The following is a 25,507-nucleotide window of genomic DNA, read 5'->3' on the forward strand; positions in this document are numbered from 1 at the left end:
TCGACTTGGTCGACAACCGACAATTTAAAAGTCAGCGTGTAATCGCGTTGACTGCGTTTTGCGCCCGAATCCATTGCACACTCCTGATAAGAAGCCAGAAGGTGTAAACCTTATTCAGGACGAGACAAAGGACGAAAAAAAGCCCGCCAATCGGCGGGCTGTTTCAATGCAGTCGGTCAGAGCAGGAAAATCGTCGCCAATCCCAGGAAGATGAAGAAGCCACCACTGTCGGTCATGGCCGTGATCATCACACTGGCGCCCATCGCCGGATCGCGGCCCATCTTGGCCAGGGTCATCGGGATCAACACGCCCATCAATGCCGCCAGCAACAGGTTCAACGTCATGGCGGCGGTCATCACTACGCCCAGTGACCAGCTGCCATACAGCAAGTAAGCGACCACGCCGATCACGCCACCCCAGACCAGGCCATTGATCAACGCGACGGCCAGCTCTTTGCGCATCAGGCGCGAAGTATTGCCAGTACTGACCTGATCGAGCGCCATGGCGCGAACGATCATGGTGATCGTCTGGTTGCCGGAGTTGCCGCCAATGCCTGCCACGATCGGCATCAGCGCCGCCAGAGCCACCAGCTTCTCGATCGAACCTTCGAACAGGCCGATCACCCGCGATGCGACGAATGCAGTGATCAGGTTGATCGCCAGCCACGCCCAACGGTTGCGCAGGGATTTCCAGACGGAGGCGAAGATGTCTTCCTCTTCACGCAGACCCGCCATGTTGAGGACTTCGCTTTCGCTCTCCTCACGAATCAGGTCGACCATCTCGTCGATGGTCAGACGGCCGATCAGCTTGCCGTTCTTGTCGACCACCGGGGCCGAGATCAAGTCGTAACGCTCGAACGCCTGAGCAGCGTCGTAGGCGTCTTCATCCGGGTGAAAACTCACCGGGTCACTCGCCATGACTTCGGAAACCTGTTTCTCCGGGTCATTCACCAGCAAACGCTTGATCGGCAGCACGCCCTTGAGCACGCCGTCGTAGTCGACGACGAACAGTTTGTCGGTATGGCCCGGCAATTCTTTGAGGCGACGCAGGTAACGCAGAACCACTTCGAGACTGACATCCTCACGGATGGTCACCATCTCGAAGTCCATCAGCGCACCGACCTGTTCCTCGTCGTAGGAGAGGGCCGAACGCACACGTTCGCGTTGTTGCTGGTCCAGAGTCTCCATCAGCTCATGGACGACGTCTCGCGGCAGCTCGGAGGCCAGGTCAGCAAGTTCGTCGGCATCCATGTCCTTGGCCGCAGCCAGGAGCTCGTGATCGTCCATGTCGGCGATCAGCGTTTCACGGACGGAATCGGATACTTCGAGAAGAATGTCGCCGTCGCGATCGGCCTTGACCAGTTGCCAGAGCGTCAGACGATCGTCCAGCGGCAGGGCTTCAAGAATGTAGGCGACGTCAGCGGAGTGCAGATCATCGAGCTTGCGTTGCAGCTCGACGAGATTTTGCCGGTGGACCAGGTTCTCGACCCGGTCATGATGCGGGCCTTCCTGGCGATGAGTCAGGTCTTCGACGACCCGCTGGCGCTGCAGCAGTTCGACGACCTGAGCCAGGCGATCCTGCAGGCTTTCCTGTGTTTTCTTTACTTCGATTTCGGACATAGGCGAACTCCACTCCCAGCAGCGGGGCACGCCGGAAGGATCAATCAGTCAATTCATGATTGGTGAAACGGGTTACTGAATAACTACTGGGTAAGTCCATGGAGGTTTTCCATAAGCCCCGGCGGGGCTGACGGGCGCAATGATACACCGCCTGACGGTTTTAAACGTTAAAAAATAGTGGCTGAAACAAGCGCTTGCGAGACAAAGCTGAGCGCTGTCCTGATCCTTCACACTGCGACGACTCATCCTGAAAAGAAAACACACCGGCGGTGAAAAAACTGCCGACTACGCTTGGGGACAATCGTCACGGAGGACGCCGAATGCCATCGAAAACATCCCGATTCATGCTGACCACCCTGCTCTGCCTGCCCGCCATCGGGAGCGCAACGGCACTTCATCGCTGCGAAGCTTCTGATGGTCGCGTCACGTTCACCACATTGAGCTGCGCAAACGATGAGCACCTTTCACTGCAGGAAGTTCGCCCCTACTCGCCTGGCTCGACCGTGACACTGATACCCGAAGCACGGCACGAAGAAATATCCGGTATGAATATCAAAAAACGAGAAATGGCCGTCGTCGGGCGCACTCACGATAAATGTGGAGATCTGATCGACGCGCGACAGAAACGCGAGGCAATCATCAATCAACGAATCATCGCCGGCATGAGCCAACAGGATGTTGAAAGCGCCTTGGGCAAACCCGACAAGGTGAGCATCCGAAATTCGGCAACGAGTTATCGTTACGACCTCAAGCGAGGCCGCAGTGCTCAAATCGATTTTGATGAGAAAGGATGCGTGACGGGAAAAGCCAAATCCCGGACAGCAAAAAGCCCGCGTTAAACGCGGGCTTTTCGGTATATGGTGCACTCGACAGGATTCGAACCTGTGACCGCTCGGTTCGTAGCCGAGTACTCTATCCAGCTGAGCTACGAGTGCAATTTGTGTTTTTAGACCAGACCACAACTGGCTGTAACCAAGTCATCTGCATTGCTGCAACTGACTCTTAAATGGTGCACTCGACAGGATTCGAACCTGTGACCGCTCGGTTCGTAGCCGAGTACTCTATCCAGCTGAGCTACGAGTGCATTTTGTGTTTTTAGACCAGATCACAACTGGTTGAAGCCGAGTCATCTGCATCGCTGCAATTGACTCTTAAATGGTGCACTCGACAGGATTCGAACCTGTGACCGCTCGGTTCGTAGCCGAGTACTCTATCCAGCTGAGCTACGAGTGCATTTGTTGCGCCGCATTATAGCCCGTCTAATCTCTATTCCAACCACTTTTTCTATAAATTTCAACAACTTACAGAAAAAGCCAGATTACAACGTACTAAGCAAATAATGGCGGAGAACGGGGGATTCGAACCCCCGACACCCTTTTGAGGTGTACTCCCTTAGCAGGGGAGCGCCTTCGGCCACTCGGCCAGCTCTCCGCAACACGGGGCGTATATTAACCACCTTCTTCCCCGTTTGCAAACATAAAAATCGATAAAAATTAATGGCTTGGTTCTTCGTCCTTCTCTTTCTTTATACGCAGATAGATTTCTTCACGGTGCACGGCCACCTCTTTCGGGGCGTTGACGCCGATACGCACTTGATTTCCTTTAACGCCGAGCACGGTCACGGTGATTTCGCCATCACCGATAATCAGGCTTTCTGCGCACCGACGAGTCAGAATCAGCATACCTTTCTCCTCACGCGAATCATTTCAGGGACAACAGTCTGCAAAAAAAAGGCACCCGACCTACAACCGGAGCGATCGTAGCCCTACATGCCTGAGTATTGACCAGCGCGAGCAAAAGAACAGTTCAGGGCTCACGCCATTCAAAAAATAAAGGGCGCGGTCAGACCGCGCCCTTCATTGACCAGGATTACTCGCCCTGACGGGCCGGAGCGTCCAGTTCGAAAGCCGTGTGCAGGGCGCGCACGGCCAGTTCCAGGTACTTCTCTTCGATCACCACGGAAACCTTGATTTCCGAGGTCGAGATCATCTGGATGTTGATGCTTTCTTTTGCCAGGGATTCGAACATGCGGCTGGCCACGCCTGCGTGGGAACGCATGCCGACGCCGACAATCGAGACCTTGGCAATCTTGGTGTCGCCAACCACTTCACGGGCACCGATCTCGCGAGCGGTGTTTTCCAGCACGGTTTGCGCGGACTGGTAGTCGTTGCGGTGCACGGTGAAGGTGAAGTCGGTGGTGTTATCGTGCGCGACGTTCTGCACGATCATGTCGACTTCGATGTTCGCGGCACTGATCGGGCCGAGAATCTTGAACGCCACGCCCGGGGTGTCTGGCACGCCACGGATGGTCAGCTTGGCTTCATCGCGGTTGAAAGCGATGCCGGAAATGATCGGCTGTTCCATGGTTTCCTCTTCATCAATAGTAATGAGGGTGCCCGGACCCTCCTTGAAGCTGTGCAGTACGCGCAGCGGAACGTTGTACTTGCCGGCGAACTCCACGGCGCGGATCTGCAGCACCTTGGAACCGAGGCTGGCCATTTCCAGCATCTCTTCGAAGGTGATCTTGTCCAGACGCTGAGCGACCGATACCACACGCGGGTCAGTGGTGTAGACACCATCGACGTCGGTGTAGATCTGGCATTCGTCAGCCTTCAGCGCAGCGGCCAGCGCCACGCCGGTGGTGTCGGAACCGCCACGACCCAGGGTCGTGATGTTGCCGTGCTCGTCGACGCCCTGGAAACCGGCGACCACCACCACGCGACCTGCTTTCAAGTCACCGCGGATCTTCTGGTCATCAATCTGCAAGATACGCGCTTTATTGTGCGCGCTGTCCGTCAGGATCCGTACCTGGTTGCCGGTATACGACACCGCCGGCACACCGCGCTTGATCAGCGCCATCGCCAACAAGGCGATTGTCACCTGCTCACCGGTGGAAACGATCACGTCCAGTTCACGGGGAACCGGTTGATCTTCGCCACTGATTTGCTTGGCCAGATCGATCAGACGGTTGGTTTCGCCGCTCATTGCAGACAGCACAACCACCAGGTCATCGCCGGCATCGCGGAATTTCTTAACCTTGTCGGCGACCTGCTCGATTCTCTCGACAGTGCCGACCGAGGTGCCTCCAAATTTCTGTACGATCAAAGCCATTTCAAAGCCGCCTCTGCCCATGAAGGGCGCCCAATAATCACTCGAACAGCCGCCGGGCCCGCCACTAGACTGCGGGCCCGACGGGCCGTCTTATAAACCCTGCTCGACGAATGGAACGGTCAGCGCCAGTGCGCCATCAAGCGCGCCGGCGTCGACACCGCCGCCCTGCGCCATGTCCGGACGACCACCGCCCTTCCCGCCCACTGCCGCAGCAGCCTGTTTCATCAAATCACCGGCTTTGAGTTGGCCAGTCAGGTCCTTGGTTACGCCTGCAACCAATACGACCTTTTCCTCATGGACACTGCCGAGCAGGATCACTGCGCGGCCGAGTTTGTTTTTCAGCTGATCGACCAGCGCCAGCAGCGCCTTGCCGTCCTGACCATCCAGACGCACGGCCAGCACTTTCACGCCCTTGACGTCCACGGCCGAAGCCGACAGATCGTCGCCTGCGGCAGCAGCGGCCTTGGCCTGCAACTGCTCGAGCTGCTTTTCAAGCGCACGGTTGCGCTCCAGCACAGCCGACAGCTTGTCGATCAGGTTGTCGCGGCTGCCCTTGACCAGGCTGGCCGCTTCCTTGAGTTGTTCTTCAGCAGCGTTCAAGTAAGCCAGCGCCGCAGCGCCGGTGACCGCTTCGATACGACGCACGCCCGATGCCACACCGCCTTCGCTGATGATTTTCAGCAGGCCGATGTCGCCGGTACGGTTGGCGTGAATACCGCCGCACAGCTCGACGGAGAAATCACCGCCCATGCTCAGCACGCGCACGTTGTCGCCGTACTTCTCGCCGAACAGCGCCATCGCGCCTTTCTGCTTGGCGGTTTCGATGTCGGTTTCTTCGGTTTCAACAGCGGAGTTCTTGCGAATCTCGGCGTTGACGATGTCTTCCAGCGCCTTGATCTGCTCAGGCTTGATCGCTTCGAAGTGGCTGAAGTCGAAGCGCAGGCGCTGGCTATCAACCAACGAACCTTTCTGCTGAACGTGCTCGCCCAATACCTGACGCAGCGCAGCGTGCAGCAAGTGGGTGGCCGAGTGATTCAACGAAGTCGCATGACGCACTTCAGCATCGACATGCGTTTCAACCGGTGCAGCGATAGTCAGGCTGCCGGACGCCAGCACGCCGTGGTGCAGGAACGCGCCGCCGGTCTTGGTGGTGTCGCGCACATCAAAACGGCTGTTGCCGGCCTGCAGGTAACCGCAATCGCCCACCTGGCCGCCGGATTCAGCGTAGAACGGCGTCTGATTCAGAACGATCACCGCCTCTTCGCCTTCATTCAAGACGTCGACCGACTGGCCATCTTTATAGATAGCGACAATTTTCGCCGAACCGCTGGTGTCGGTGTAACCGGTGAACTCGGTGGCCACATCCACCTTGACCAGCGTGTTGTAGTCCAGACCGAACGAACTGGCCGAACGTGCACGAACACGCTGGGCTTCCATCTCGCGTTCGAAACCGACTTCGTCGATGGTCAGGCTGCGCTCGCGAGCGATGTCCGCCGTCAGGTCCATCGGGAAACCGTAGGTGTCGTAGAGTTTGAACACCACGTCACCCGGCACCACGGTGCCTTTGAGTTCCAGCAGATCCTGCTCGAGGATCTTCAGGCCGTGATCCAGGGTCTTGGAGAATTGTTCCTCTTCAGCCTTGAGCACGCGTTCGATGTTGGATTGCTGCTTTTTCAGTTCCGGGAACGCTTCGCCCATCTCGGCGACCAGCGCTGCAACGATCTTGTAGAAGAAGCTGCCGGTGGCGCCCAGCTTGTTACCGTGACGGCAGGCACGACGGATGATCCGGCGCAGCACGTAGCCACGGCCTTCGTTGGACGGCAGCACGCCGTCAGCGATCAGGAAACCGCACGAACGGATGTGGTCGGAAACAACCTTGAGCGACGACTGATCGCCATTTTCGCAACCGATTGCCTCAGCCGAAGCTTTCAGCAGGTTCTTGAACAGATCGATGTCATAGTTGGAGTTGACGTGCTGCATCACCGCACTGATCCGCTCCAGGCCCATGCCGGTGTCGACCGACGGCGCTGGCAACGGATGCAACACGCCGTCGGCGGTGCGGTTGAACTGCATGAACACGTTGTTCCAGATCTCGATGTAACGGTCGCCGTCTTCTTCCGGCGAACCCGGAGGGCCGCCCCAGATGTGGTCGCCGTGATCGTAGAAAATCTCGGTGCATGGGCCGCACGGGCCGGTATCGCCCATGGTCCAGAAGTTGTCGGACGCGTAAGGCGCGCCTTTGTTGTCGCCGATGCGGATCATGCGCTCGACCGGCACACCGACTTGCTGGGTCCAGATGTCATACGCTTCGTCGTCGGAGGCGTAGACGGTCACCCAGAGTTTTTCCTTCGGCAGCTTCAGGACACCGGTCAGGAACGTCCAGGCGAAGGTAATCGCGTCGTGCTTGAAATAGTCACCGAAGCTGAAGTTGCCCAGCATTTCGAAGAAAGTGTGGTGACGGGCGGTATAACCGACGTTTTCCAGGTCGCTGTTCTTGCCACCGGCACGCACGCATTTCTGGCTGCTGGTCGCACGGGTGTACGCGCGTTTTTCCTGGCCCAGGAAGCAGTCCTTGAACTGGTTCATCCCCGCGTTGGTGAACAGCAGGGTTGGGTCGTTGCCCGGAATCAAAGAGCTGGAGGCTACACGAGTGTGGCCTTGCTCTTCGAAGAAGCGAAGGAAGGCTTCACGGATTTCTGCGCTTTTCATTAGGTTCTTCCACGGAGGCTGCGGCCAAAGGCCTGTACGAAACGTCAACAGACGAAACGACGGCAAAGGGCCGCATTATATCGGCCCTGCGCGCGGGGTACAGCGTGTTTATACGATAGAAACGGTCAATTGGGTGGCTAACGCTGTCACTTGCGCGAAAACTCGACGAATGTCGCGATCACTTGCTCGATTTGCGAGCGGTTGACGTCCATGTGCGTGACCATCCGCAGCCGGGCGGCAGCGCTCAATTTTATCCCGCGCTCGGCAGCGAACGCCTTGATCGCCTCGGCACGGTCGCCCATCTGCACGTAAACCATGTTGGTCTGCACCGGCTCGACACTGAAACCGGCCTCGCGCAGGCCATCGGCCAGAAACTGGGCGTTGGCATGGTCATCCGCAAGACGCTCAACGTGGTGATCCAACGCATACAGCCCCGCCGCCGCCAGCAATCCGGCCTGGCGCATACCGCCACCGACCATTTTGCGAAGGCGCCGGGCCTTTGCAATCAACGCCGACGAACCGCACAGCACCGAGCCGACCGGCGCGCCGAGGCCTTTGGACAGGCACACCGAGACCGAATCGAAATATTGGGTGATTTCCCGGGCATCGACCCCTAGCTTGACCGCCGCGTTGTACAGCCGCGCGCCGTCCAGATGCAGCTGCAGGCCATTGTCCTGAGTGAACTGACGGGCCCGGGCCAGATAGTCCAGCGGCAGCACTTTGCCCTGCATGGTGTTTTCCAGCGCCAGCAGGCGGGTGCGGGCGAAGTGGAAGTCATCAGGCTTGATCGCCGCTGCCACCTGATCCAGGTCCAGCGAACCATCGGCCTGCACTTCCAGCGGCTGCGGCTGGATCGAACCGAGCACCGCTGCGCCGCCGCCCTCGTACTTATAGGTGTGCGCCTGTTGACCGACGATGTACTCGTCACCGCGCTCGCAGTGCGCCATCAGGCCCAGCAGGTTGCTCATGGTGCCGGTCGGAACGAACAGCGCGGCGGCGAAACCCAGCCGTTTCGCCAGTTCGCCTTCCAGACGATTGACCGTCGGATCTTCGCCATACACGTCATCGCCGGTGTCGGCGCGGGTCATCGCGTCGAGCATGGCGGGAGTCGGTTGAGTGACGGTGTCGCTGCGAAGATCGATAACGCTCATGAACCTGGCCTCAAGTCAGTAGGGGAAATCCCTTTACGAAGAGGAATTACTGCGGGCATGGCGCGGATTAATCAACCCTTGCGCAAGGAAAAGTCGTTTCCTGCGCTTCGAAAAATCCGATGACAATCATCACAAAGGCGCAATGCACAGTCCGGCAATCTGTGTTAAAAACGCTGCGCCGCCCGATAAAGGGCGGCGAAACGTTCTCAGGGCGGGGTGCAATTCCCCACCGGCGGTAATTGCGCGCAATGCGCATAGCCCGCGAGCGCTTGGTGACGGACACGGCAAAAACCGTGAGCGGCGGCAAGGTCAGCAGACCCGGTGTGATTCCGGGGCCGACGGTCATAGTCCGGATGAAGAGAGAACGGGATTGACGCCAAAGGGCCGTCCGCCGTGTTCGCGCGAGCGTGCGTACCCTTGAATCCCTTTCGATTCATAACGCCCTGTTTTTCACACAAACAGGAGTCAGAACATGCAACCCACCGCTATCGACAGCAAAAGCAAACACACTCACGGCGAGCGCGTCGCGTTCATCCAGGCCTGCTGGCACAAGGAAATCGTCGACCAGAGCCGTAAAGGCTTCCTCGCCGAAATGATCGCTCAGGGTTATCAGGAATCGGACATCGATTTCTTCGAAGTCGGCGGCGCCTTTGAAATGCCTCTGCACGCCAAGCTGCTGGCCAAGACCGGTCGTTATGCCGGTATCGTTGCCGCCGCCCTGGTGGTGGACGGCGGAATCTACCGTCACGAGTTCGTCGCCCAGTCGGTGGTCAGCGGCCTGATGCAGGTTCAGCTGGAAACCGAAGTGCCAGTGTTCTCGGTATCGCTGACCCCGCACCACTTCCATGCCGGCGAAGAACACCTGAAGTTCTTCTTCGAGCATTTCGTGCACAAGGGTCAGGAAGCGGCGAAGACCTGCGCGGATACGCTGCAGAAAGTGCGTGCGTTGCGCCGCACCGAGCCGCGCGCCGTAGCGGTCTGATGCAATAACGATCTCCCCCGCGCGCTGCGCGGGGGAGATTCAGTTTCAGGCAAGATTTTCGTCAGTGGTCGGCACGATCAGAATGCCCGCCCGCAGGCCGTTCTTGACCTTGGGGTTGGGGAAGATGATCCGCGCGCCCTGCTCTTCGATGATCCAGCGGGTATTGGCCAGATCTTCGGCCAGCACATAACCCACATCCAGTTCCGAAAAGTTTTCGATGTCCGCCGGCAGGTTCAGACGGAACGCATCGCTGTGCTTGATGATTTCCCGTGCCACGCTGAACAGTTGCAGACCGTCCAGGCCCTGCTCTGCCATTTCCGGCTCAGTGCCTTCGATGATCTGCTTCAGGCGGGTTTCCAGCAGTGACACATTGACCCCGGCGTTCTGCCCGAACGGCCGCGCCTTGCCCAGTTCCAGCGTGAAGGACTCGGCCCCCAGCTTGTCGTAGGTGTAGGAGCTGAACACGATCGACGGCTTGTTCTGCAACAGCACCGCTTCCATGCCGGCGGCGCGCAGGCGGGCCAGCTCAAGACGGGAATGCTGGCGACCTTCCTTCCACGGATATAAAGCGAACTGCTCGATCTTCGAACCACGAATCGCGGTGTGCAGGTCGTAGTGCAGGCGCTGACGATCAGGAAGACTGAAGAAACTCGCCGCCAGGCGTTCCAGCTCGCAGGCGCGCAGGGCTTCGGAACCGCTGCTTTGTTCGTGACGGCCGTTGAACAGCCGATTGACGTCCTGCTCGACGAAACGCTCGCCCTTGCGAATCGCTTCCGGGTTGCCGAACAGGAACAGAATGCGTGCGCGCGGCTTCAGATCGCCGCGAGCGATGTCATGCAGCAACCGGTCGAGCAATTCGATCGGTGCCGTTTCGTTGCCGTGGATTCCTGCCGACAGCAGCAGGTCCAGGCCATTGTCGCGCGCTTCGGGTGGCCGGACTTCCAGCGCACCTTCGCTCAGCCAGCGCATGCGCACGCCTTCGACAGTCAGTTGAGTCTTCTCCGCCGGTTCGCGGCCGGCGAGGGTCAGTTCAAGCAGTTTGCCGAGGGCGAGCATAGAGCGGTTTCCTTAATGGTCGTGATTGCAATCCGGGCCGTGCACGTGGCCGTCATCGTCGCCGAGATCAGCCGGTTCCATCTCCAGTTGCAGACTTACCAGATTAGTCGCCAATGGGCGCAACAGCAGGTTGGCGTACTCTTCGTCGCCCTCTTCGACGTCCACGCCGATCAACAGTTGGCCGCGGCCGTCCTGCTGGATCCACAGCTCTTTGCCTTGCCACATGACCGCAACGCGGGTGCAGGAAGTTTCCAGTTGCTTGCCGTCGGTGTCTTCAAGGATCAGCCGCAGGGAATCGCTCATGTCTTTTTTACGCTCTGTTGGGGAGACAAGCCGCGCACCGCGTTCAGGCGGCGCGCCGGCCATCAATTGATCTGGAATGGATAAACCGCGCCCAGTTTAAGGATTTGCGTCAGTTCATCCAGTGCCGTCCGGCATTCAAGCAGCAATTGCGGATCCGCCAGATCACTTTCGGTCAGGCGGTCGCGGTAGTGCTTTTCAACCCATGCGGTCAACGAACCGTACAACGGGGCGGTCATGATAACCCCTGGGTTGACGGCCGCCAGCTCGGTTTCGTTGAGCGCGACGCGCAGTCGCAGGCACGCCGGGCCACCGCCGTTCTGCATGCTTTGCTTGAGATCAAAGACTTTTACTTCGCGGATCAGGCCGCCGGAGCTGGTCAGGCCTTGCAGGTAATTCCACACGCGCTCGTTGCCACGGCACTCTTCCGGCACGATCAGCAGCATCGAACCGTCAGGGCGCGACAGCAGCTGGCTGTTGAACAGATAGGAACGCACCGCGTCGTCCACGGTGACCGCCGAACGCGGTACGCAGACCGACTGGAAGTTGCCGCCGACCTTGGCCAGTTTGGCTTGCAGTTCGGCCAGCATCTGATCGGTGTCGAGGAACGCGTCCTCGTGATAGAACAGCACCTCGCCGTTGCCCACCGCGATCACGTCGTTATGGAACACGCCCTGATCGATCACCGCAGGATTCTGTTGCGCGTAGACCACGCCGTCGTCACGCAGGCCGTGCAAACGAGCGACTGCTTGCGACGCTTCGAGGGTCTGGCGCGCCGGGTATTTCTGCGGCGCCGGGTAACGGGTGTCGAACGCACTGCGACCGAACACGAAGAACTCGACGCCGGCCTCGCCGTACTCACGGCAGAAACGCGTGTGGTTCGCCGCGCCTTCGTCGCCGAACTGCGCCACTGCCGGCAATGCGGCGTGATGAGCGAAGTGCTGCTGGTTGGCGAACATCGCGCCCAGCACGCGACTGGTGGTCGGGTGCTCGATGCTGCGGTGGTATTTGCAGTTCAGGTTGGCGGCGGTGAAGTGCACGCGACCGTCAGCGGTGTCGGCGCTCGGGCTGACCGTGGCGGCGTTGGCCACCCACATGCTCGACGCCGAGCAGCTGGCAACCAGCAACGGCATCGCTTCTTTGGCGGCGCGCTCGATCACCTGAGCATCGGTGCCGCTGAAACCCAGACGGCGCAGAGCAGTCACGTCCGGACGCTCCTGCGGTGCGAGAACGCCCTGCTGAAAGCCCATTTCCATCAGCGCTTTCATTTTCGCCAGACCTTGCAGCGCCGCTTCCTTCGGGTTCGAAGACTGCTGGCTGTTGCTCTGGGACGCAACGTTGCCGTAGGACAGACCACCGTAGTTATGGGTCGGCCCCACTAGACCGTCAAAATTGACTTCATAGGATTTCATCAGCGAGGCTCCACGAGAATCTGTTTTTATAGGCATCAAATAACAATCGAGTGCAATCGAGGCGCAACGCGCCTCACGCCATCTTCACGCCAGGCGTCAGGGCCGCCGGCAACACCAGGCTTGGAGTTTCCAGCGAGGCCACCGGGTACGCGCAGTAATCCGCCGCGTAGTAAGCGCTGGCGCGGTGGTTGCCCGAAGCGCCGACACCGCCGAACGGTGCGCTGCTCGCAGCACCGGTCAGTTGCTTGTTCCAGTTGACGATCCCGGCACGGCTTTCCAGCCAGAATTGCTGGTAGCGCTCTTCGGAATCCGACAGCAGGCCAGCGGCCAGACCAAACGCGGTGTCGTTGGCTTCGGCAATCGCCGCCGCGAAATCGGCGTAGCGGATCACTTGCAGCAACGGGCCGAACAGTTCTTCGTCGGAGCGATCGGCAACCGCCGTCACATCAACGATGCCCGGGGTCAGCAGCGCCGACTGCGCCTGTGGCTGAGTCATCGCCAGCAGCGACACCGCGCCATTGGCCAGCAGGTGCGCCTGGGCATCCATCAACGCTTTTGCCGCGCCGAGGGAAACCACCGAGCCCATAAACGGCGCCGGTTGCTGATCGAACGCGCCGACTTCGATGGTCGAGCTGACCTCCACCAGACGCTTGAGCAGGCTGTCGCCCCACGCGCCTTCCGGCACCAGCAGACGACGGGCGCAGGTGCAACGCTGACCGGCGGAAATGAATGCAGATTGAACGATCGTGTACACCGCCGCATCAAGATCAGCGACCTGATCGACCACCAACGGATTGTTGCCGCCCATTTCCAGCGCAAGGATCTTGTCCGGACGACCGGCGAACTGCTGGTGCAGGTGATTGCCGGTACGGCTCGAACCGGTGAAGAACAGACCATCGATGCCCGGGTTCGCCGCCAGTGCGATACCGGTTTCACGGGCGCCTTGCAGCAGGTTCAGGACACCGGCCGGCAGGCCAGCTTCGATCCAGCACTTGACCGTCAGCTCGGCGACTTTCGGGGTCAGCTCACTCGGTTTGAACAGCACGCTGTTACCGGCCAGCAGCGCCGGCACGATGTGGCCGTTCGGCAAATGGCCAGGGAAGTTGTAAGGGCCGAACACCGCAACCACACCGTGCGGCTTGTGGCGCAACACGGCGGTGGCGTCGCCCAGTGGGCCGCTCTTCTCGCCGGTGCGTTCGCGGTAGCTCTGCACCGAGATCGCGATCTTGTTGACCATGCTGGTGACTTCGGTCGTCGCTTCCCACAGCGGTTTGCCGGTTTCCTCACCGATGGTGCGGGCCAGCTCGTCGGCGTGGTTTTTCAGCGCAGCGGCGAACGCTTCGAGCACGCTGATGCGATCTTCCAGGGTACGACGGGCCCAGCTCGGGAACGCCTGACGCGCCGCCTGCACGGCCGACTCGACCTGAGCGGCGGTGGCGCCCTCCCCCGACCACAGCACTTGCTGGGTCACCGGGTTCAGCGATTGAAAGGCCTCGCCCTGACCGGCCAGCCACTCACCTGCGATGTATAGCGAATTCATTATTTCGACTCCCGGGCAGCAGACAACGCCACGGCGCGAACCTGATCGCCAGCGTTGAGTTGAAGACGTTTGGCGGTCAGCGGATCGACCACCAGAGTGCCGGCAGCCAGACGGGCCGGCGCAGCCGTGATGCGGCAGTCTTCGCGTTTGCGGTTATGGATGATGAACGGCGTGGCGTCGTCGCCCGGCGTGCCGATGGCCAGCACCAGCGCTTCGCTGTCACGCACCGCGCGGATCTTGCTGGTCTCGCACTCGATGGCTGGACCTGCGTCGAAGATATCGACGTAACCCTGATAGCTGAAGCCTTCGCTCTTGAGCATCGCCAGCGCCGGCTCGGTGTCCGGGTGCACCTGACCGATGACGTTGCGCGCGTCCGGCGACAGGAAGCAGGTGTACAGCGGGAATTTCGGCATCAGTTCAGCGATGAACGCCTTGTTGCCGACACCGGTCAGGTAATCGGCCTGGCTGAATTCCATCTTGAAGAAGTGACGGCCCAGGCTTTCCCAGAACGGCGAACGGCCAGCATCATCCGACACACCGCGCATCTCGGCGATGATCTTGTTGCCGAACAGTTGCGGGAATTCGGCGATGAACAGCATCCGCGCCTTGGACAGCATGCGGCCATTGAGGCCGGTGCGGTAATCGGCGTGCAGGAACAGCGAGCACAGTTCGGAGTTGCCGGTCAGGTCGTTGGCCAGGAACAGCGTCGGGATCTCGCGGTAGATGTTCAGTTCCTGCGAGGCGCTGACGGTCAGGCCGACGCGGAAGTTGTACCAAGGCTCGCGCAGACCGACGGCGCCGGCGATGGCGGAAATCCCCACCACGCGACCGTCATCGTCTTCGAGCACGAACAGGTAGTCCGCGTCGCCACGGCCGGCTTCACCGCGAAAGGTCTTCTCGGCCCAGCCGACCCGATGGGTCAGGCGCTCTTCGTTGGCCGGCAAGGTGGTCAGGCCGGTGCCGGTGCTGCGGGCCAGGTCGATCAGAGCGGACAAATCGCTGCTGCGTACGGGACGAACAATCATGCTATCTCCTCAAACGGGCCGCCGTGGCCACCCGTGAAACTCGCTAAGGCGTTAAACCGCCACCAGGCGCACGCTGGCACCTTCACCGACGCCCAGGGCTTCGGCCGCTTCCAGATCCAGGGTCACCGGTTTGCCCGGCGCGTAATCCAGTTCAAGCAATACCGCGCGGTAATCCTGCAACTGGGCATTGGCCACCAGATACTGGCGACCGGCACCTTTGACCGGCTCGCCGATCTTCACCGGCACCACGCGGCTCTGGGCGATCGAACGGATCCCCGAAACGCGCGCATGTAGGGTCGGGCCACCGTCGAAGATGTCGATGTAGTGATCGGTCTCGAAGCCTTCGCGCATCAGGATGTCGAAGGTGATCTGCGCACGCGGGTGCACCTGGCCCATCGCTTCCTGAGCGGAGTCCGGCAGCAGCGGCACGTAGATCGGGTAATGCGGCATCAGCTCGGCGAGGAATGTACGGCTTTTCAGGCCACACAGACGCTCGGCCTCGGCGTAGTTCAGGTCGAAGAAGTTGCGACCGATGGCGTCCCAGAATGGCGAGTCGCCGTTCTCGTCGCTGTAACCGACGATCTCGGTCACCACCGAATCGGCGAACCGCTCCGGGTGGCTGGCGACGAACAGCAGACGGCCACGGGAGTTGAGCTCAGACCACGGCGAACCCACCAGCTCGCGCTGCACGTAGAAACTGGTCAGCAAGCTGTTGCCGGTCAGGTCGTGGCATTGCGAGAGCACGTGGATCTTGTTGTGGATCTTCAGCTCGCGGGAGGCGTGCACGAAGGTCTCGTTGCGAAAGCTGTAGAACGGCTCGGAATAACCGGCCGACGCGACGATTGCCGAGCAGCCCACCAGTTTGCCGGTGGCGGTGTCTTCGAGGACGAAGAAGTAACTTTCTTCACCGTTGAAGCTCACTTCGGCAGCAAACGAGGCTTCGCTCGCAGCGATCTTGTCGCTCAGGCGTTCAACGTCATCCGGCAAGGAAGTGACACCAATCGGGCTGTCCGCAGCCAGACGCTGTACCTCGCCCAGATCAGCCATTTGCGCAGGGCGCATCACCAGCATGGTGTCACTCCTTTCTCTTATAAATTCACAGAAAAAAAACCAGGCACTGACTGCATAAACAGAGATCAGTGTGGGAGCGGGCTTGCTCGCGAAGGCGGTGTATCAGTCAGCGTAGATGGCGACTGCCACTCCCTCTTCGCGAGCAAGCCCGCTCCCACATTTGATTTTGCCCGGCATCAAAATTGGGTTCGGCGCCTGATCAAGTCAGGTGCCGAAGGGTCTATCAGGCTTGAGTCAGTTTCGCCGCAGCACGTTCGAAGCGATCCAGACCGGCGTCGATGTCCGCGTCTTCAACCACCAGGCTCGGGGCGAAACGGATCACGTCCGGGCCAGCTTGCAGAATCATCAGGCCTTCTTGTTCAGCGGCGTTGAAGATGTCCTTGGCCTTGCCTTTCCAGGCATCGCTCAGCACGCAACCGATCAGCAGACCGAGACCACGCACCTGGGTGAACAGGCCGTACTTCTCGCCGATCTGTTGCAGGCGAGTCTTGAACTTGTCGTGCTTGGCGTTGACGCCGTTCAGCACCTCAGGGGTGTTGATCACGTCGATCACCGCTTCAGCCACGGCGCACGCCAGCGGGTTGCCGCCGTAAGTGGTGCCGTGCGTGCCGACGACCAGATGTTTGGCCAGCGCTTCGGTGGTCAGCATCGCGGCGATCGGGAAACCGCCGCCCAGGCTCTTGGCGCTGGTCAGGATGTCCGGAACCACACCGAAATGCTGGTAGGCGAACAGGTTGCCGGTGCGGCCCATGCCGGTCTGCACTTCGTCGAACACCAGCAGCGCGTTGTTCGCGTCGCACAGTTCACGGGCACCTTGCAGGTAAGCCAGCTCGGCCGGCAGCACGCCGCCCTCGCCCTGAATCGGCTCCAGAACAACCGCGCAGGTCTTGTCGGAAACAGCGGCTTTTAGTGCCGCCAGATCGTTGTACGGCACGTGGGTGATGCCGGTGATTTTCGGGCCGAAACCGTCGGAGTACTTCGACTGGCCACCGACGTTCACGGTGAACAGAGTACGGCCGTGGAAGCTGTTGAGCGCGGCGATGATTTCGTACTTCTCGGTGCCGAAACGGTCGAACGCGACACGACGGGCCAGCTTGAAGGCGGCCTCGTTGGCTTCGGCGCCGGAGTTGCAGAAGAACACGCGCTCGGCAAAGGTGGCGTCGATCAGCTTGTGCGCCAGGCGCAGGGCCGGCTCGTTGGTGAACACGTTGGACACGTGCCACAGCTTGTTCGCTTGCTCGGTCAAGGCACCGACCAGCGCCGGATGCGCATGGCCCAATACGTTGACGGCGATGCCGCCGGCGAAGTCGATCAGCTCGCGGCCGGACTGGTCCCAGACGCGGGAACCGGCGCCACGCACAGGAATGAAAGCGGCAGGCGCGTAGTTGGGAACCATAACCTGGTCGAAATCGGCGCGTTGTACCGCAGCGTGCTCAACGGACATCGGAGTCTCCTGATGAGGGCCACCCGCCTGAAACTGGCGAGCGATGGGGGGATTGTAAGGACAGTTTTCAGCCCGGCCTTGTCGCCAAGCGACAACTTCTTATAGCGCAAACCCCGGATTTTCCCGGGTTTACGGCAATGCGACATATAGCGTCGCAAAGGCGCAGTTTAAACTGCCGCCAGCCATTTCAGCAGTCCTGCGAGCCTATCAATTGCGAAGGGCTGGCCTGTCATACATATGTACCACCTGACACGGGATGCATTTTGCTCTGCTTGAGCTCTTTTTCGACGCTCAAGGACGCCAACGATGCCATCCACCACCGGGCAATCGCCCGCCAGTTCGCCCACGCCCGGTGCGACCGCGCAAAACCCCGCTTCGCACTATGAACCGCTGGTGAACGCGATCCCCGAATGGCTGGGCAAGGCGTCGCCCGCCCGGCGCACGGCCTTGAAGAACAGCCATCGCGCCCTCCCCGATCCGATCAGGTCAGCACCCGCAGATGAACATCAAGCGCTTAGAAGCGCCATAACGCGGCACATGACCGCGCAGAATGCCGTCGATCAGATGCTCGAACGGGTACAGAACGCCAGCAGCTTCGCCGAGCCGATTCTGACCGAGGCGCTGAAATCGCGTTTCGACCTGGATCTGAACGTCAACGACACCTTTCTGCAGTTGTACATCCCGGTGAAGGCAGCAGGCATCACCACCGGCACCCGGACGTGGACGGTGTCACTGCTGGATGCAGCCCTGCATAACTTCGAGGCTGGCGAAACAGAAGCAGATGCCTACACCGGCGGCTCCTCGTTCATCACCCGGCCGTCGGCGACAGGGCAATTCGAAACGCTGGTACCGCTGAACGCAAAACCCGGTATCCCGGCTTTCTCCCATCTTTGCCGGGAGCTGGATATCGGCGCTCGCTACAAGGTTTATCTCGAAGAAAATCTCGCCATCTCCAGCCCGGTAGCGGCTGCGGTCCTGCGGCACAGAGTCAATACAGCGCAAAAAACCGCATTGCGCGCGGCGCTGAAGATGGCGCGCATGCAGGGCGATATCGGACATGCGAATCGGCATTCGATTGAACGATTGCTGGATGGTGCGTCTACCGTATTGATGAACGGTCAGCCAATGCGCTGCCACGACTTGACGATGATGTCGGTCGCTCTGACCGGAGTCGTGATATTTGCACCAGACCTCGAACGCGCAAAAACCGCAGTCACGGTGGTGGCTTACTTTCCGGATGACCCTGAACATCCGGTAAAGGAATACCGCTCCACCGCAGACCTTGCCAAGGAACTGACCCGGCAATTGCGCGATACGGAGTACCAACGATTCTTCAGCCGCTTCGTCGCTCACAAACAGCGTGGACATTTTTTCGGCCAGCTCAAACAACGACTGAGCGAAACCAAATGGCACCCACCACAGGCCGACAGCCAATTGCCGCCCTGGCGCGACACCCCCATCGAAAAGCCTGACCTGCAATTGGCAGTCACGCCCGTCGTCGGCCAATTTTTGGAACACCTTTACCAAGGCAAGTTGAACAAGATTCTCAACGATGCCGCAGTGATCGCAGTTCCCACTGCCATGGTCGATCGCAACGCACGCTGGAAACGCTGGGATTCGTTTGTCAGTGTCGCGGCGTCGGTCCTGGAAACCGCCGCGTTCGTCGTCCTGCCGTTCATCCCGTTTCTGGGCGAAATGATGATGGCGTACATCACTTACCAACTGCTCGACGAGGTTTTCGAATCGGTCATCGAATGGGCTGAAGGCCAGACAACCGAAGCCTGCGAGCATTTCTTTGCTGCGCTCGAATCACTGATCCAGCTCGGCGCTTTCGGCGGTGGCACCGGCATTGCCATGGCCGAGCTACCCAAGGTGTTGCCGGCCGAAGTCGTGGCGTTCATGGACCGCTTCCAGCCGGTGAAACTGCGCAACGGCAAAACCCTGTACTGGAAGCCGGATCTGCAAAACTACGCCCGCGACACCGTGCCAGCGGCAGATTCCACACCCGACACGCAGGGCCTGCACCGGCACGAGGGTAAAAAACTGCTACCGCTGGATCAGGCACATTACGTCGTCAGCGATCACGAAATACCCGGTAAGTGGCGCATCGAACACCCTGCACGCACCGACGCCTATGAACCCGTCGTGCGGCATAACGGCAAGGGGGCGTTTCACACCGAGCTGGAAAACCCGCTGCAGTGGGACAGCACCACTACGTTGCATCGAATCGGTCACAGCGTGGAGTCGTTTACCCCGACGCAGCGCGAACGCATTCTGAAAGTCAGCGGTTACACCGAAGACGGTTTGCGCAAAATGCACGTGAATCAGGAGCGCATACCGCCGCTGCTGGCCGACACCCTCGAGCGTTTCAGGATCGACCAGGATTTGCAGACGTTCATCGAGCAGATGAGCAGCGACGATCCAGCGACTTATCGAAAGGCCGATCCGCTGATCCAGCTTCAGTTACTCCACGAACAGGACTTGTGGCCGGACTCCCGGCGTCTGCGCCTGATCGATGCCGGGGGCAAAACAGTCTGGCAATCCTCCGGCGATGCGCAGCTCACGCTGACCGAGATTCACGCTGATCGACTGGTAGACGGCGACTTGCTCAAGACCCTGTTGCTGACCCTCGACGAGGGCGAAATCAACATCCTGCTCAATGAAGACTTCGGGCAAAAGATCGCCCTCGATGTACGCACTCGCCAACTCCGAACCCGGCTCGCGCAAATTGCCGGACAACAGCGACCAGCCCTGTTCGAACAACGTTATGCGTCACGCCAGCCGCGCAGTGTCCCTCTCGAACAACAGGTAGCCAGATACGCACCAGAGCTGCCTGCCCGAATCATCGAAGAACTCATTCACACCGCCACCGGCACCGAGCTGCTGCAACTGGGCGAGGGGCAAATTCCAGAGCGTCAGCAGCAGCTTTGCGAAACCGCCCTGCACGAACTGCGCATCACCCGCGCCTATGAAGGACTGGAAATCGATTCGGTGCGCAACCCGGATTCCGAAACCCTGGCACTGCACAGCCTGCCGCTAGTGTCGGGTTGGTCAGATGCTGTGAGTCTGGAAGTCCGCGACCAGTCGTTTACAGGGAACAGAATCGACACCACCGGCCCCGTGGGTGCGGCCATCGAGAAAATTCTGGTACGCCGGGCCGATGGCACGTGGCAGCCGTTTGATCAGACCGGACTGGAGTTGCACGGCCCGACAGATTTCTACACCAGCGTGCTGCAAGCCTTGCCTGATGCCCAGCGCCAGGCCCTGAACCTGCAGATCGGCGAAGGACCAAAACTCCGGCAACTGATTCGCGACAATCCCCTGCCTCGGGCCAATCTGCGCCTCACTCTGGCAGTCGAAAGCGCTCACGCCAGTGAGGTCGACACCTTGCGACTGCTGGGCGCTGAAGGTTATTCACGCAATGTGTCACCCGACGATTCTCCGCCCACTCTGGAAGCGCGGGTGCGCGATGTTTTTCCCGGCATCACCGAGGATGGGCAGCGGGCGATGGTGCAGCATCTGCAAAGCCATCTGGAGAACCCGATTGCCGAGCTGTCGCGCCTGCGCCTCGAATACGCACGTCTGGAGATCGACCTTGATCAGTGGCGACTGAGAGACGTGCTGGTCGATCCTGTAACCGGCCAGGAACTGTCTCTAGCCCGGCGAGCAGCGGCCGCACGCGATCGACAGCTTTTCTCCCGAACCCTGCTCAGTTGCTGGCGTCGGGAAACCCCGCAGCGCTTTGGCTACCGCATGCGTTTTATCGAACCGTTGCTGGGCGATCTGCCGGAGCTGACGGCAGACTTCAGTCACGTCGTCAGCCTGGAGCTCTGCGGCAGTGGAACATCGGCGGACATCGAGAACTTTATTGGTCGCTTCCCTCGACTGACCCGTCTGGATCTACAGCACTTCGACCTGCACAACCTGCCGCAAGGCCTCTCGACCATGCCGACCCTGCGCCAATTGCGCCTGCGTCAATGTGGAATCGTTCTGACCCCGGAAAACCAGGCGCTGCTGACGTCACTCGACGAGCTGGTTGAGCTGGATCTCAAGGACAATCCGCTGGGGACGAGCTTTGACGTGACCTTCATGCCATCGCTGACCTACCTCAACCTGTCCCGCACCGGGATTTCCGAAACCCCACCCGGTTTGATCGACCATCCGCAGATCAGAAGCGCCTGGCTGACCGACAACCGGATCAGCACGCTGCCGCCAGCGCTGTTCGAGTTCTCGCCCGTCGCCGGCGCCGGATACGACTTCTCCGGCAATCCACTCTCCGCTGTCACACGCGAGCAAGTGAAGACCTATTTCACAGGCACCGGCGTCAATTTCGGTGTGCGCGCCGAACAAGCCGATATCACCCGCACCAGGGCGCTTTTTCCGGATATCGACGAAGGCCAGGCCAGCAACCTGATTTATCGCTTGCCCGGTTCACTGATCCAGGGTCGCTTGCAACTGACCGCGTGGGAAACCGAGCTGGCCACATTGAACGCGGACCTGAACGTTTGGGCACGGGATACCCCCGACCGCCACCCGGTAAGTGGCGCAATGCTTGAGGCCAACGAGCGCTTCACGGAGCAGGACGCACGCGAGACTTTCGCCGGCAAGTTGCTGCGCCTGTGGCGTCACCGCTCGAAAATCCATCCGCACGCCAGGGCCGATGTCTTCACGGCCGATGCCACGTTCATCGGTGACCTGCCGGAGCTGAGCGCCGACTTCAGCCACATCACCGCACTGACCCTCAACGGCAACAAAGGCCTGCGCGGTGACGCGCCGTTCCTGCGCAGTTTCTCTCGGCTGAAGCGCTTGATTCTGCGTAACGGCGAACTGGATCAACTGACCCGGACGCTCAATAGCCTGCCGATGCTGGAGGTATTGGTGCTGGATAATTGCGGCGTGAGCTTCACTGCCGAATCACTGACAGCACTGGCCGCGATGCCCAGACTCGAATCACTGGAACTGCCGGGCAATCCGCTGAATCTGGTGCCCGACCTGCAAACCCTGATCACCCTGACCTACCTTGATCTGTCACGTACAGGCTTGTTGGAAGTCCCGCCCGGCCTCCTCGACCACCCGAAAATCAAGACCGCCATCCTCAGCGAGAACCAGATCACCGAGTTGCCCGAAGCCCTGTTTGAGCTATCGGCCCAGGCCGGTGACAGCTACGACCTTTCAAACAATCCGCTGAGCGCCGGCACTCGCGAGCGGATCAAGCAGTACTGCCGCGAAACCGGCCAGGACTTCGCCGTACTCGCCGACGCGGCGGATATCGAAACCACCCAGCAGCTGTTTCCCGACCTCGACACACAGGACGCCAGCGACGTGTTCTACAGTTTGCCGGGCTCGCTCGAACTCGGCCGCAGCCAACTGCGGCACTGGCAGGCCGAAATCCGTCAGCTGAATGCCGACCTCGCGCAATGGGCTGTTGCCGGGCCCAGTGTTCATCCGACCACGGGGCTATTGCTCAATCCACGACAAATCTTTGTGACGCAAACGAACAGGCGATTGTTCGCTCAGCGGATCGAAGAACTATGGCGCTTCCGGTTTGCCGAAAAGCCCACAGAACGAGGCAACGTCCTGATCGCGGAGCTGCCCTTCATTGGCGAGCTACCCGCGCTGTCGGCAGACTTCAGCCACATCGCCGAACTGACCCTCGATGGCAATCCGACCCTGAGCGGCGTCGACGCTTTCCTATCGTCCTTCACCGGTCTTCGCCATCTGGAACTTCACGAGTTCAAACTGGAGCAACTGCCCGAAGCCTGCGAACGCATGCCGTTGCTGGAGCGTCTGGTACTTGAGTACTGCGAGCTGACCCTGACACCGCCAACCCCGTCCCGCCTGTCCTCCATGACCCGGTTGCAGATGCTCAACCTGAGCCACAACCCGTTGGGCGCCGCACCGGATTTGCAGGCATTGCCGGCACTGACTCACGTGCGCTTGATCGACACCGGTATCACTCACCTGCCCGAAGGCCTGGTCGAACATCCGACTCTGATCATGGCCAACTTCGAGTACAACCGGATCAGCGAATTGCCTGACAGCCTGTTCGACCTGCCCGTGCTCTCGCCCAATCAATTCATTCTCGGGGAAAACCCGCTGTCCCTCGCCACTCGCGAACGGATCAAGTCCAGTTACCAGCGCACCCGACAGAATTTCGGCGTATCGATGCCACAGACCGATATCAGGCGCGTGCTCGCCCTGTTTCCAGAACTGGATGCCGAGCAAGCGAGCCGCCTGTTGTATCTGTTACCGGGAACACTCGATCACGGTCGACTTCAAATCGGCCACTGGGAATCGGAATGGCAACAGCTGGAGACCACGCTCAGCCGCTGGGTCGGGGAGATTCCCGAGCGACATCCGTCAACCGGCACCCCGCTCACTGAAGAAGACAACGTCGTCGAACGCTCCGGCCGTGATCAATGCCGCCGGGATCTGCAAGCATTCTGGCGTGCACGCTCGACCGCCCAGCCCGAAATGCGGTCAGACCGGCTGGTGCTCAACCTCCCTTTCATGGGTGAGCTGCCAGCACTGGACGCTGACTTCAGCCACGTCACCACCTTGTCCATTACGGGTAACGCCCAACTGCGCGCCGGCGATGATTTCTTCGGCGCGTTTACAGGGCTGAAAACCCTGGAGCTGCGCGATCTCGGTTTGCAGCAAATGCCGGCCTCGCTCAAACGCATGCCCACCCTGGAAAATCTGGTGCTGAGCAATTGCGCGGTGGTGCTGGATACGCAAGGGCGCACCATTCTCGCCACCCTCACACGCCTGAAGAAGCTCGACCTATACAACAATCCTCTGGGACTGGCGCCAGACATCCGCACCCTGCCGGCACTGGACTTTCTCGACCTGGCCGGCACTGCCATCAGCGAAGTTCCCGACGGCGTCATCAACCATCCGGAGCTGGAAATCGTCATCCTCAACAACAATCGCATCAGCGAAATTCCCGAGGAAATCTTCAACTTGCCGGCGGATATCGGCAATGGCTACGACTTCGGCAACAACCCCCTGAGCCCCGCGATACGCGAGCGGGTCAAGGACTACTTCCGGCGCACCGGCGGTGATCTCGGCGTGCTTGCCGATGAGGCAGATCGGGCAAGGGTACAGACGCTATATCCCGCGATGGACAATGAGCAGGCCAGCACTTTTATCTATCGCCTGAGCGGGACATTGGCCGACGGTCGCAACGAAGTGGCTCGGCGGGAAATGGCGCTGAGCGATCTCACCCGCAGCCTCGCGCAGTGGAGCGGCGACATCCCCGTGAATCCACTCAACGGCCAACCACTGCCCGAAACCGCGCGCCTGCGACAGGAGCAACTGCGCTCACAGTTCGCCGAAGCGCTGCTGACCTGCTGGCGCAAGATTCCGATGGAGGATTCAAGTCTCGACAGCTACGGGTTCAGCCACACTGTGAGCTTCCTCGGCGAACTGCCTACACTCGGCGCCCGGTTCCCCTATGTGCCGGACCTGTTCCTGGTGGGTGACGGCCACTCGTCACGGCTTGGACGCTTCCTTGAAGCCTTTCCCGGGCTGGACAGCCTGGCTATTCGCGAATGCAATCTGGGCGATATTCCCAAGGACATTTTCACCATGAGTCAACTGACGGCGCTGAGCCTGCCGGACTGCGAAATCAGCCTGACGCCAGAATCGGTAGCAGCACTGGCGGGCATGGACAAACTCGAAGTGCTCAACCTGCGCGACAACCCGCTGGGCCTGACGCCCGACATCAGCAACCTGCACAGCCTGACCGACCTCGACCTGAGCGATACCGGGATCACCGAAATCCCCAAAGGGACGCTGGAAAACCTGCACTGGAACGAGATCGACCTGTCCGGCAATGCGATCACGGACGTGCCGGAAGAAATCATGGATGTGCCCGCGTCAGTCGGCGACCGCTACGACTTGCGCAACAACCCCCTGTCGCCGCAAAGCCTGGCACGCGTCCGGGCCTACTATCAGGAAACGGGCAACAACCTGAACGTCAACGGCATCGACGGCATGCCGCGCCCGCCGGAAATGAGGCCTGATCTGGAAATCGAAGACTGACGGGTGCAGCGCCATGGCAGCCAATGCCATGGCGTGACTGG

At 60.1% G+C, this 25,507-nt stretch carries 15 protein-coding genes, 4 tRNA genes and 1 riboswitch; of the genes, 3 read left to right on the plus strand and 16 right to left on the minus strand.

Annotated elements, in window-relative coordinates; translation table 11 throughout:
* Window positions 1–176 precede the first annotated feature (176 nt).
* Window positions 177–1,619 (minus strand): magnesium transporter, encoded by a 1,443-nt coding sequence (mgtE, locus tag K5E37_RS26305; protein ID WP_007960287.1) that lies wholly within the window; start codon window positions 1,617–1,619, stop codon window positions 177–179.
* Between the two features lie 320 nt (window positions 1,620–1,939).
* Between mgtE and K5E37_RS26310 the strand changes: the two genes are divergently transcribed.
* On the plus strand, window positions 1,940–2,458 hold the full coding sequence (locus K5E37_RS26310; RefSeq protein ID WP_221535549.1) for a cell envelope protein SmpA: 519 nt from the start codon (window positions 1,940–1,942) through the stop codon (window positions 2,456–2,458).
* A 19-nt stretch (window positions 2,459–2,477) separates the two neighbouring features.
* Here the strand turns inward: K5E37_RS26310 and K5E37_RS26315 are convergent.
* The 8 genes from K5E37_RS26315 to ltaE form a co-directional block, all read right to left on the minus strand.
* A tRNA-Arg gene (locus K5E37_RS26315) sits at window positions 2,478–2,554 on the minus strand.
* Between the two features lie 72 nt (window positions 2,555–2,626).
* A tRNA-Arg gene (locus tag K5E37_RS26320) sits at window positions 2,627–2,703 on the minus strand.
* Window positions 2,704–2,775: 72 nt separating this feature from the next.
* Window positions 2,776–2,852, minus strand: a tRNA-Arg gene (locus K5E37_RS26325).
* 107 nt (window positions 2,853–2,959) lie between these two features.
* Window positions 2,960–3,050, minus strand: a tRNA-Ser gene (locus tag K5E37_RS26330).
* A 62-nt stretch (window positions 3,051–3,112) separates the two neighbouring features.
* A complete protein-coding gene (gene csrA / locus K5E37_RS26335) occupies window positions 3,113–3,301 on the minus strand; it encodes a carbon storage regulator CsrA (RefSeq protein WP_002554426.1) in 189 nt (62 codons plus the stop codon).
* 187 nt (window positions 3,302–3,488) lie between these two features.
* Window positions 3,489–4,730 (minus strand): aspartate kinase, encoded by a 1,242-nt coding sequence (locus K5E37_RS26340; RefSeq protein WP_007951048.1) that lies wholly within the window; start codon window positions 4,728–4,730, stop codon window positions 3,489–3,491.
* 90 nt (window positions 4,731–4,820) lie between these two features.
* Window positions 4,821–7,439 carry an alanine--tRNA ligase gene (gene alaS / locus K5E37_RS26345; protein ID WP_127799427.1) on the minus strand — a complete coding sequence of 873 codons (2,619 nt, stop codon included), beginning with the start codon at window positions 7,437–7,439 and terminating at the stop codon, window positions 4,821–4,823.
* Between the two features lie 146 nt (window positions 7,440–7,585).
* Window positions 7,586–8,590, minus strand: coding sequence for a low-specificity L-threonine aldolase (gene ltaE / locus K5E37_RS26350; protein WP_221535550.1), 1,005 nt, complete (start codon window positions 8,588–8,590; stop codon window positions 7,586–7,588).
* A gap of 198 nt (window positions 8,591–8,788) precedes the next feature.
* Window positions 8,789–8,960, plus strand: a riboswitch (FMN riboswitch).
* Window positions 8,961–9,062: 102 nt separating this feature from the next.
* On the opposite strand from ltaE, the gene K5E37_RS26355 reads away from it, so the two are divergent.
* The gene (locus K5E37_RS26355) at window positions 9,063–9,572 is read left to right on the plus strand and encodes a 6,7-dimethyl-8-ribityllumazine synthase (RefSeq protein WP_007951051.1); all 510 of its coding nucleotides are present in this window, start codon (window positions 9,063–9,065) and stop codon (window positions 9,570–9,572) included.
* A 45-nt stretch (window positions 9,573–9,617) separates the two neighbouring features.
* On the opposite strand, the gene astE is transcribed toward K5E37_RS26355, so the two are convergent.
* The 7 genes from astE to K5E37_RS26390 all read right to left on the minus strand — a co-directional run bounded on the left by astE (window position 9,618) and on the right by K5E37_RS26390 (window position 17,420).
* The gene (gene astE / locus K5E37_RS26360) at window positions 9,618–10,628 is read right to left on the minus strand and encodes a succinylglutamate desuccinylase (protein WP_007951052.1); all 1,011 of its coding nucleotides are present in this window, start codon (window positions 10,626–10,628) and stop codon (window positions 9,618–9,620) included.
* 12 nt (window positions 10,629–10,640) lie between these two features.
* Window positions 10,641–10,931 carry a hypothetical protein gene (locus tag K5E37_RS26365; RefSeq protein WP_064598799.1) on the minus strand — a complete coding sequence of 97 codons (291 nt, stop codon included), beginning with the start codon at window positions 10,929–10,931 and terminating at the stop codon, window positions 10,641–10,643.
* Between the two features lie 62 nt (window positions 10,932–10,993).
* On the minus strand, window positions 10,994–12,340 hold the full coding sequence (gene astB, locus K5E37_RS26370; protein ID WP_007951054.1) for an N-succinylarginine dihydrolase: 1,347 nt from the start codon (window positions 12,338–12,340) through the stop codon (window positions 10,994–10,996).
* Window positions 12,341–12,413: 73 nt separating this feature from the next.
* Window positions 12,414–13,883 carry a succinylglutamate-semialdehyde dehydrogenase gene (gene astD, locus K5E37_RS26375; protein ID WP_221535560.1) on the minus strand — a complete coding sequence of 490 codons (1,470 nt, stop codon included), beginning with the start codon at window positions 13,881–13,883 and terminating at the stop codon, window positions 12,414–12,416.
* Window positions 13,880–14,905, minus strand: a complete 1,026-nt coding sequence (gene astA, locus K5E37_RS26380; protein ID WP_007951056.1) for an arginine N-succinyltransferase — start codon at window positions 14,903–14,905, stop codon at window positions 13,880–13,882. Before astA ends, astD begins: the two co-directional genes overlap by 4 nt.
* A 51-nt stretch (window positions 14,906–14,956) precedes the next feature.
* Complete coding sequence (gene aruF, locus K5E37_RS26385; RefSeq protein ID WP_007951057.1) at window positions 14,957–15,976, minus strand: arginine/ornithine succinyltransferase subunit alpha; 1,020 nt, start codon at window positions 15,974–15,976, stop codon at window positions 14,957–14,959.
* A 223-nt stretch (window positions 15,977–16,199) separates the two neighbouring features.
* A complete protein-coding gene (locus K5E37_RS26390) occupies window positions 16,200–17,420 on the minus strand; it encodes an aspartate aminotransferase family protein (protein ID WP_007951058.1) in 1,221 nt (406 codons plus the stop codon).
* A 306-nt stretch (window positions 17,421–17,726) separates the two neighbouring features.
* Here K5E37_RS26390 and K5E37_RS26395 point away from each other — a divergent pair, with 306 nt between their 5' ends.
* Window positions 17,727–25,466 (plus strand): dermonecrotic toxin domain-containing protein, encoded by a 7,740-nt coding sequence (locus tag K5E37_RS26395; RefSeq protein ID WP_221535551.1) that lies wholly within the window; start codon window positions 17,727–17,729, stop codon window positions 25,464–25,466.
* Window positions 25,467–25,507: the final 41 nt, after the last annotated feature.

Origin of the sequence: Pseudomonas sp. RIT778 (assembly GCF_019718735.1) — a bacterium.
Taxonomy (GTDB): Bacteria; Pseudomonadota; Gammaproteobacteria; order Pseudomonadales; family Pseudomonadaceae; genus Aquipseudomonas; species Aquipseudomonas aphyarum.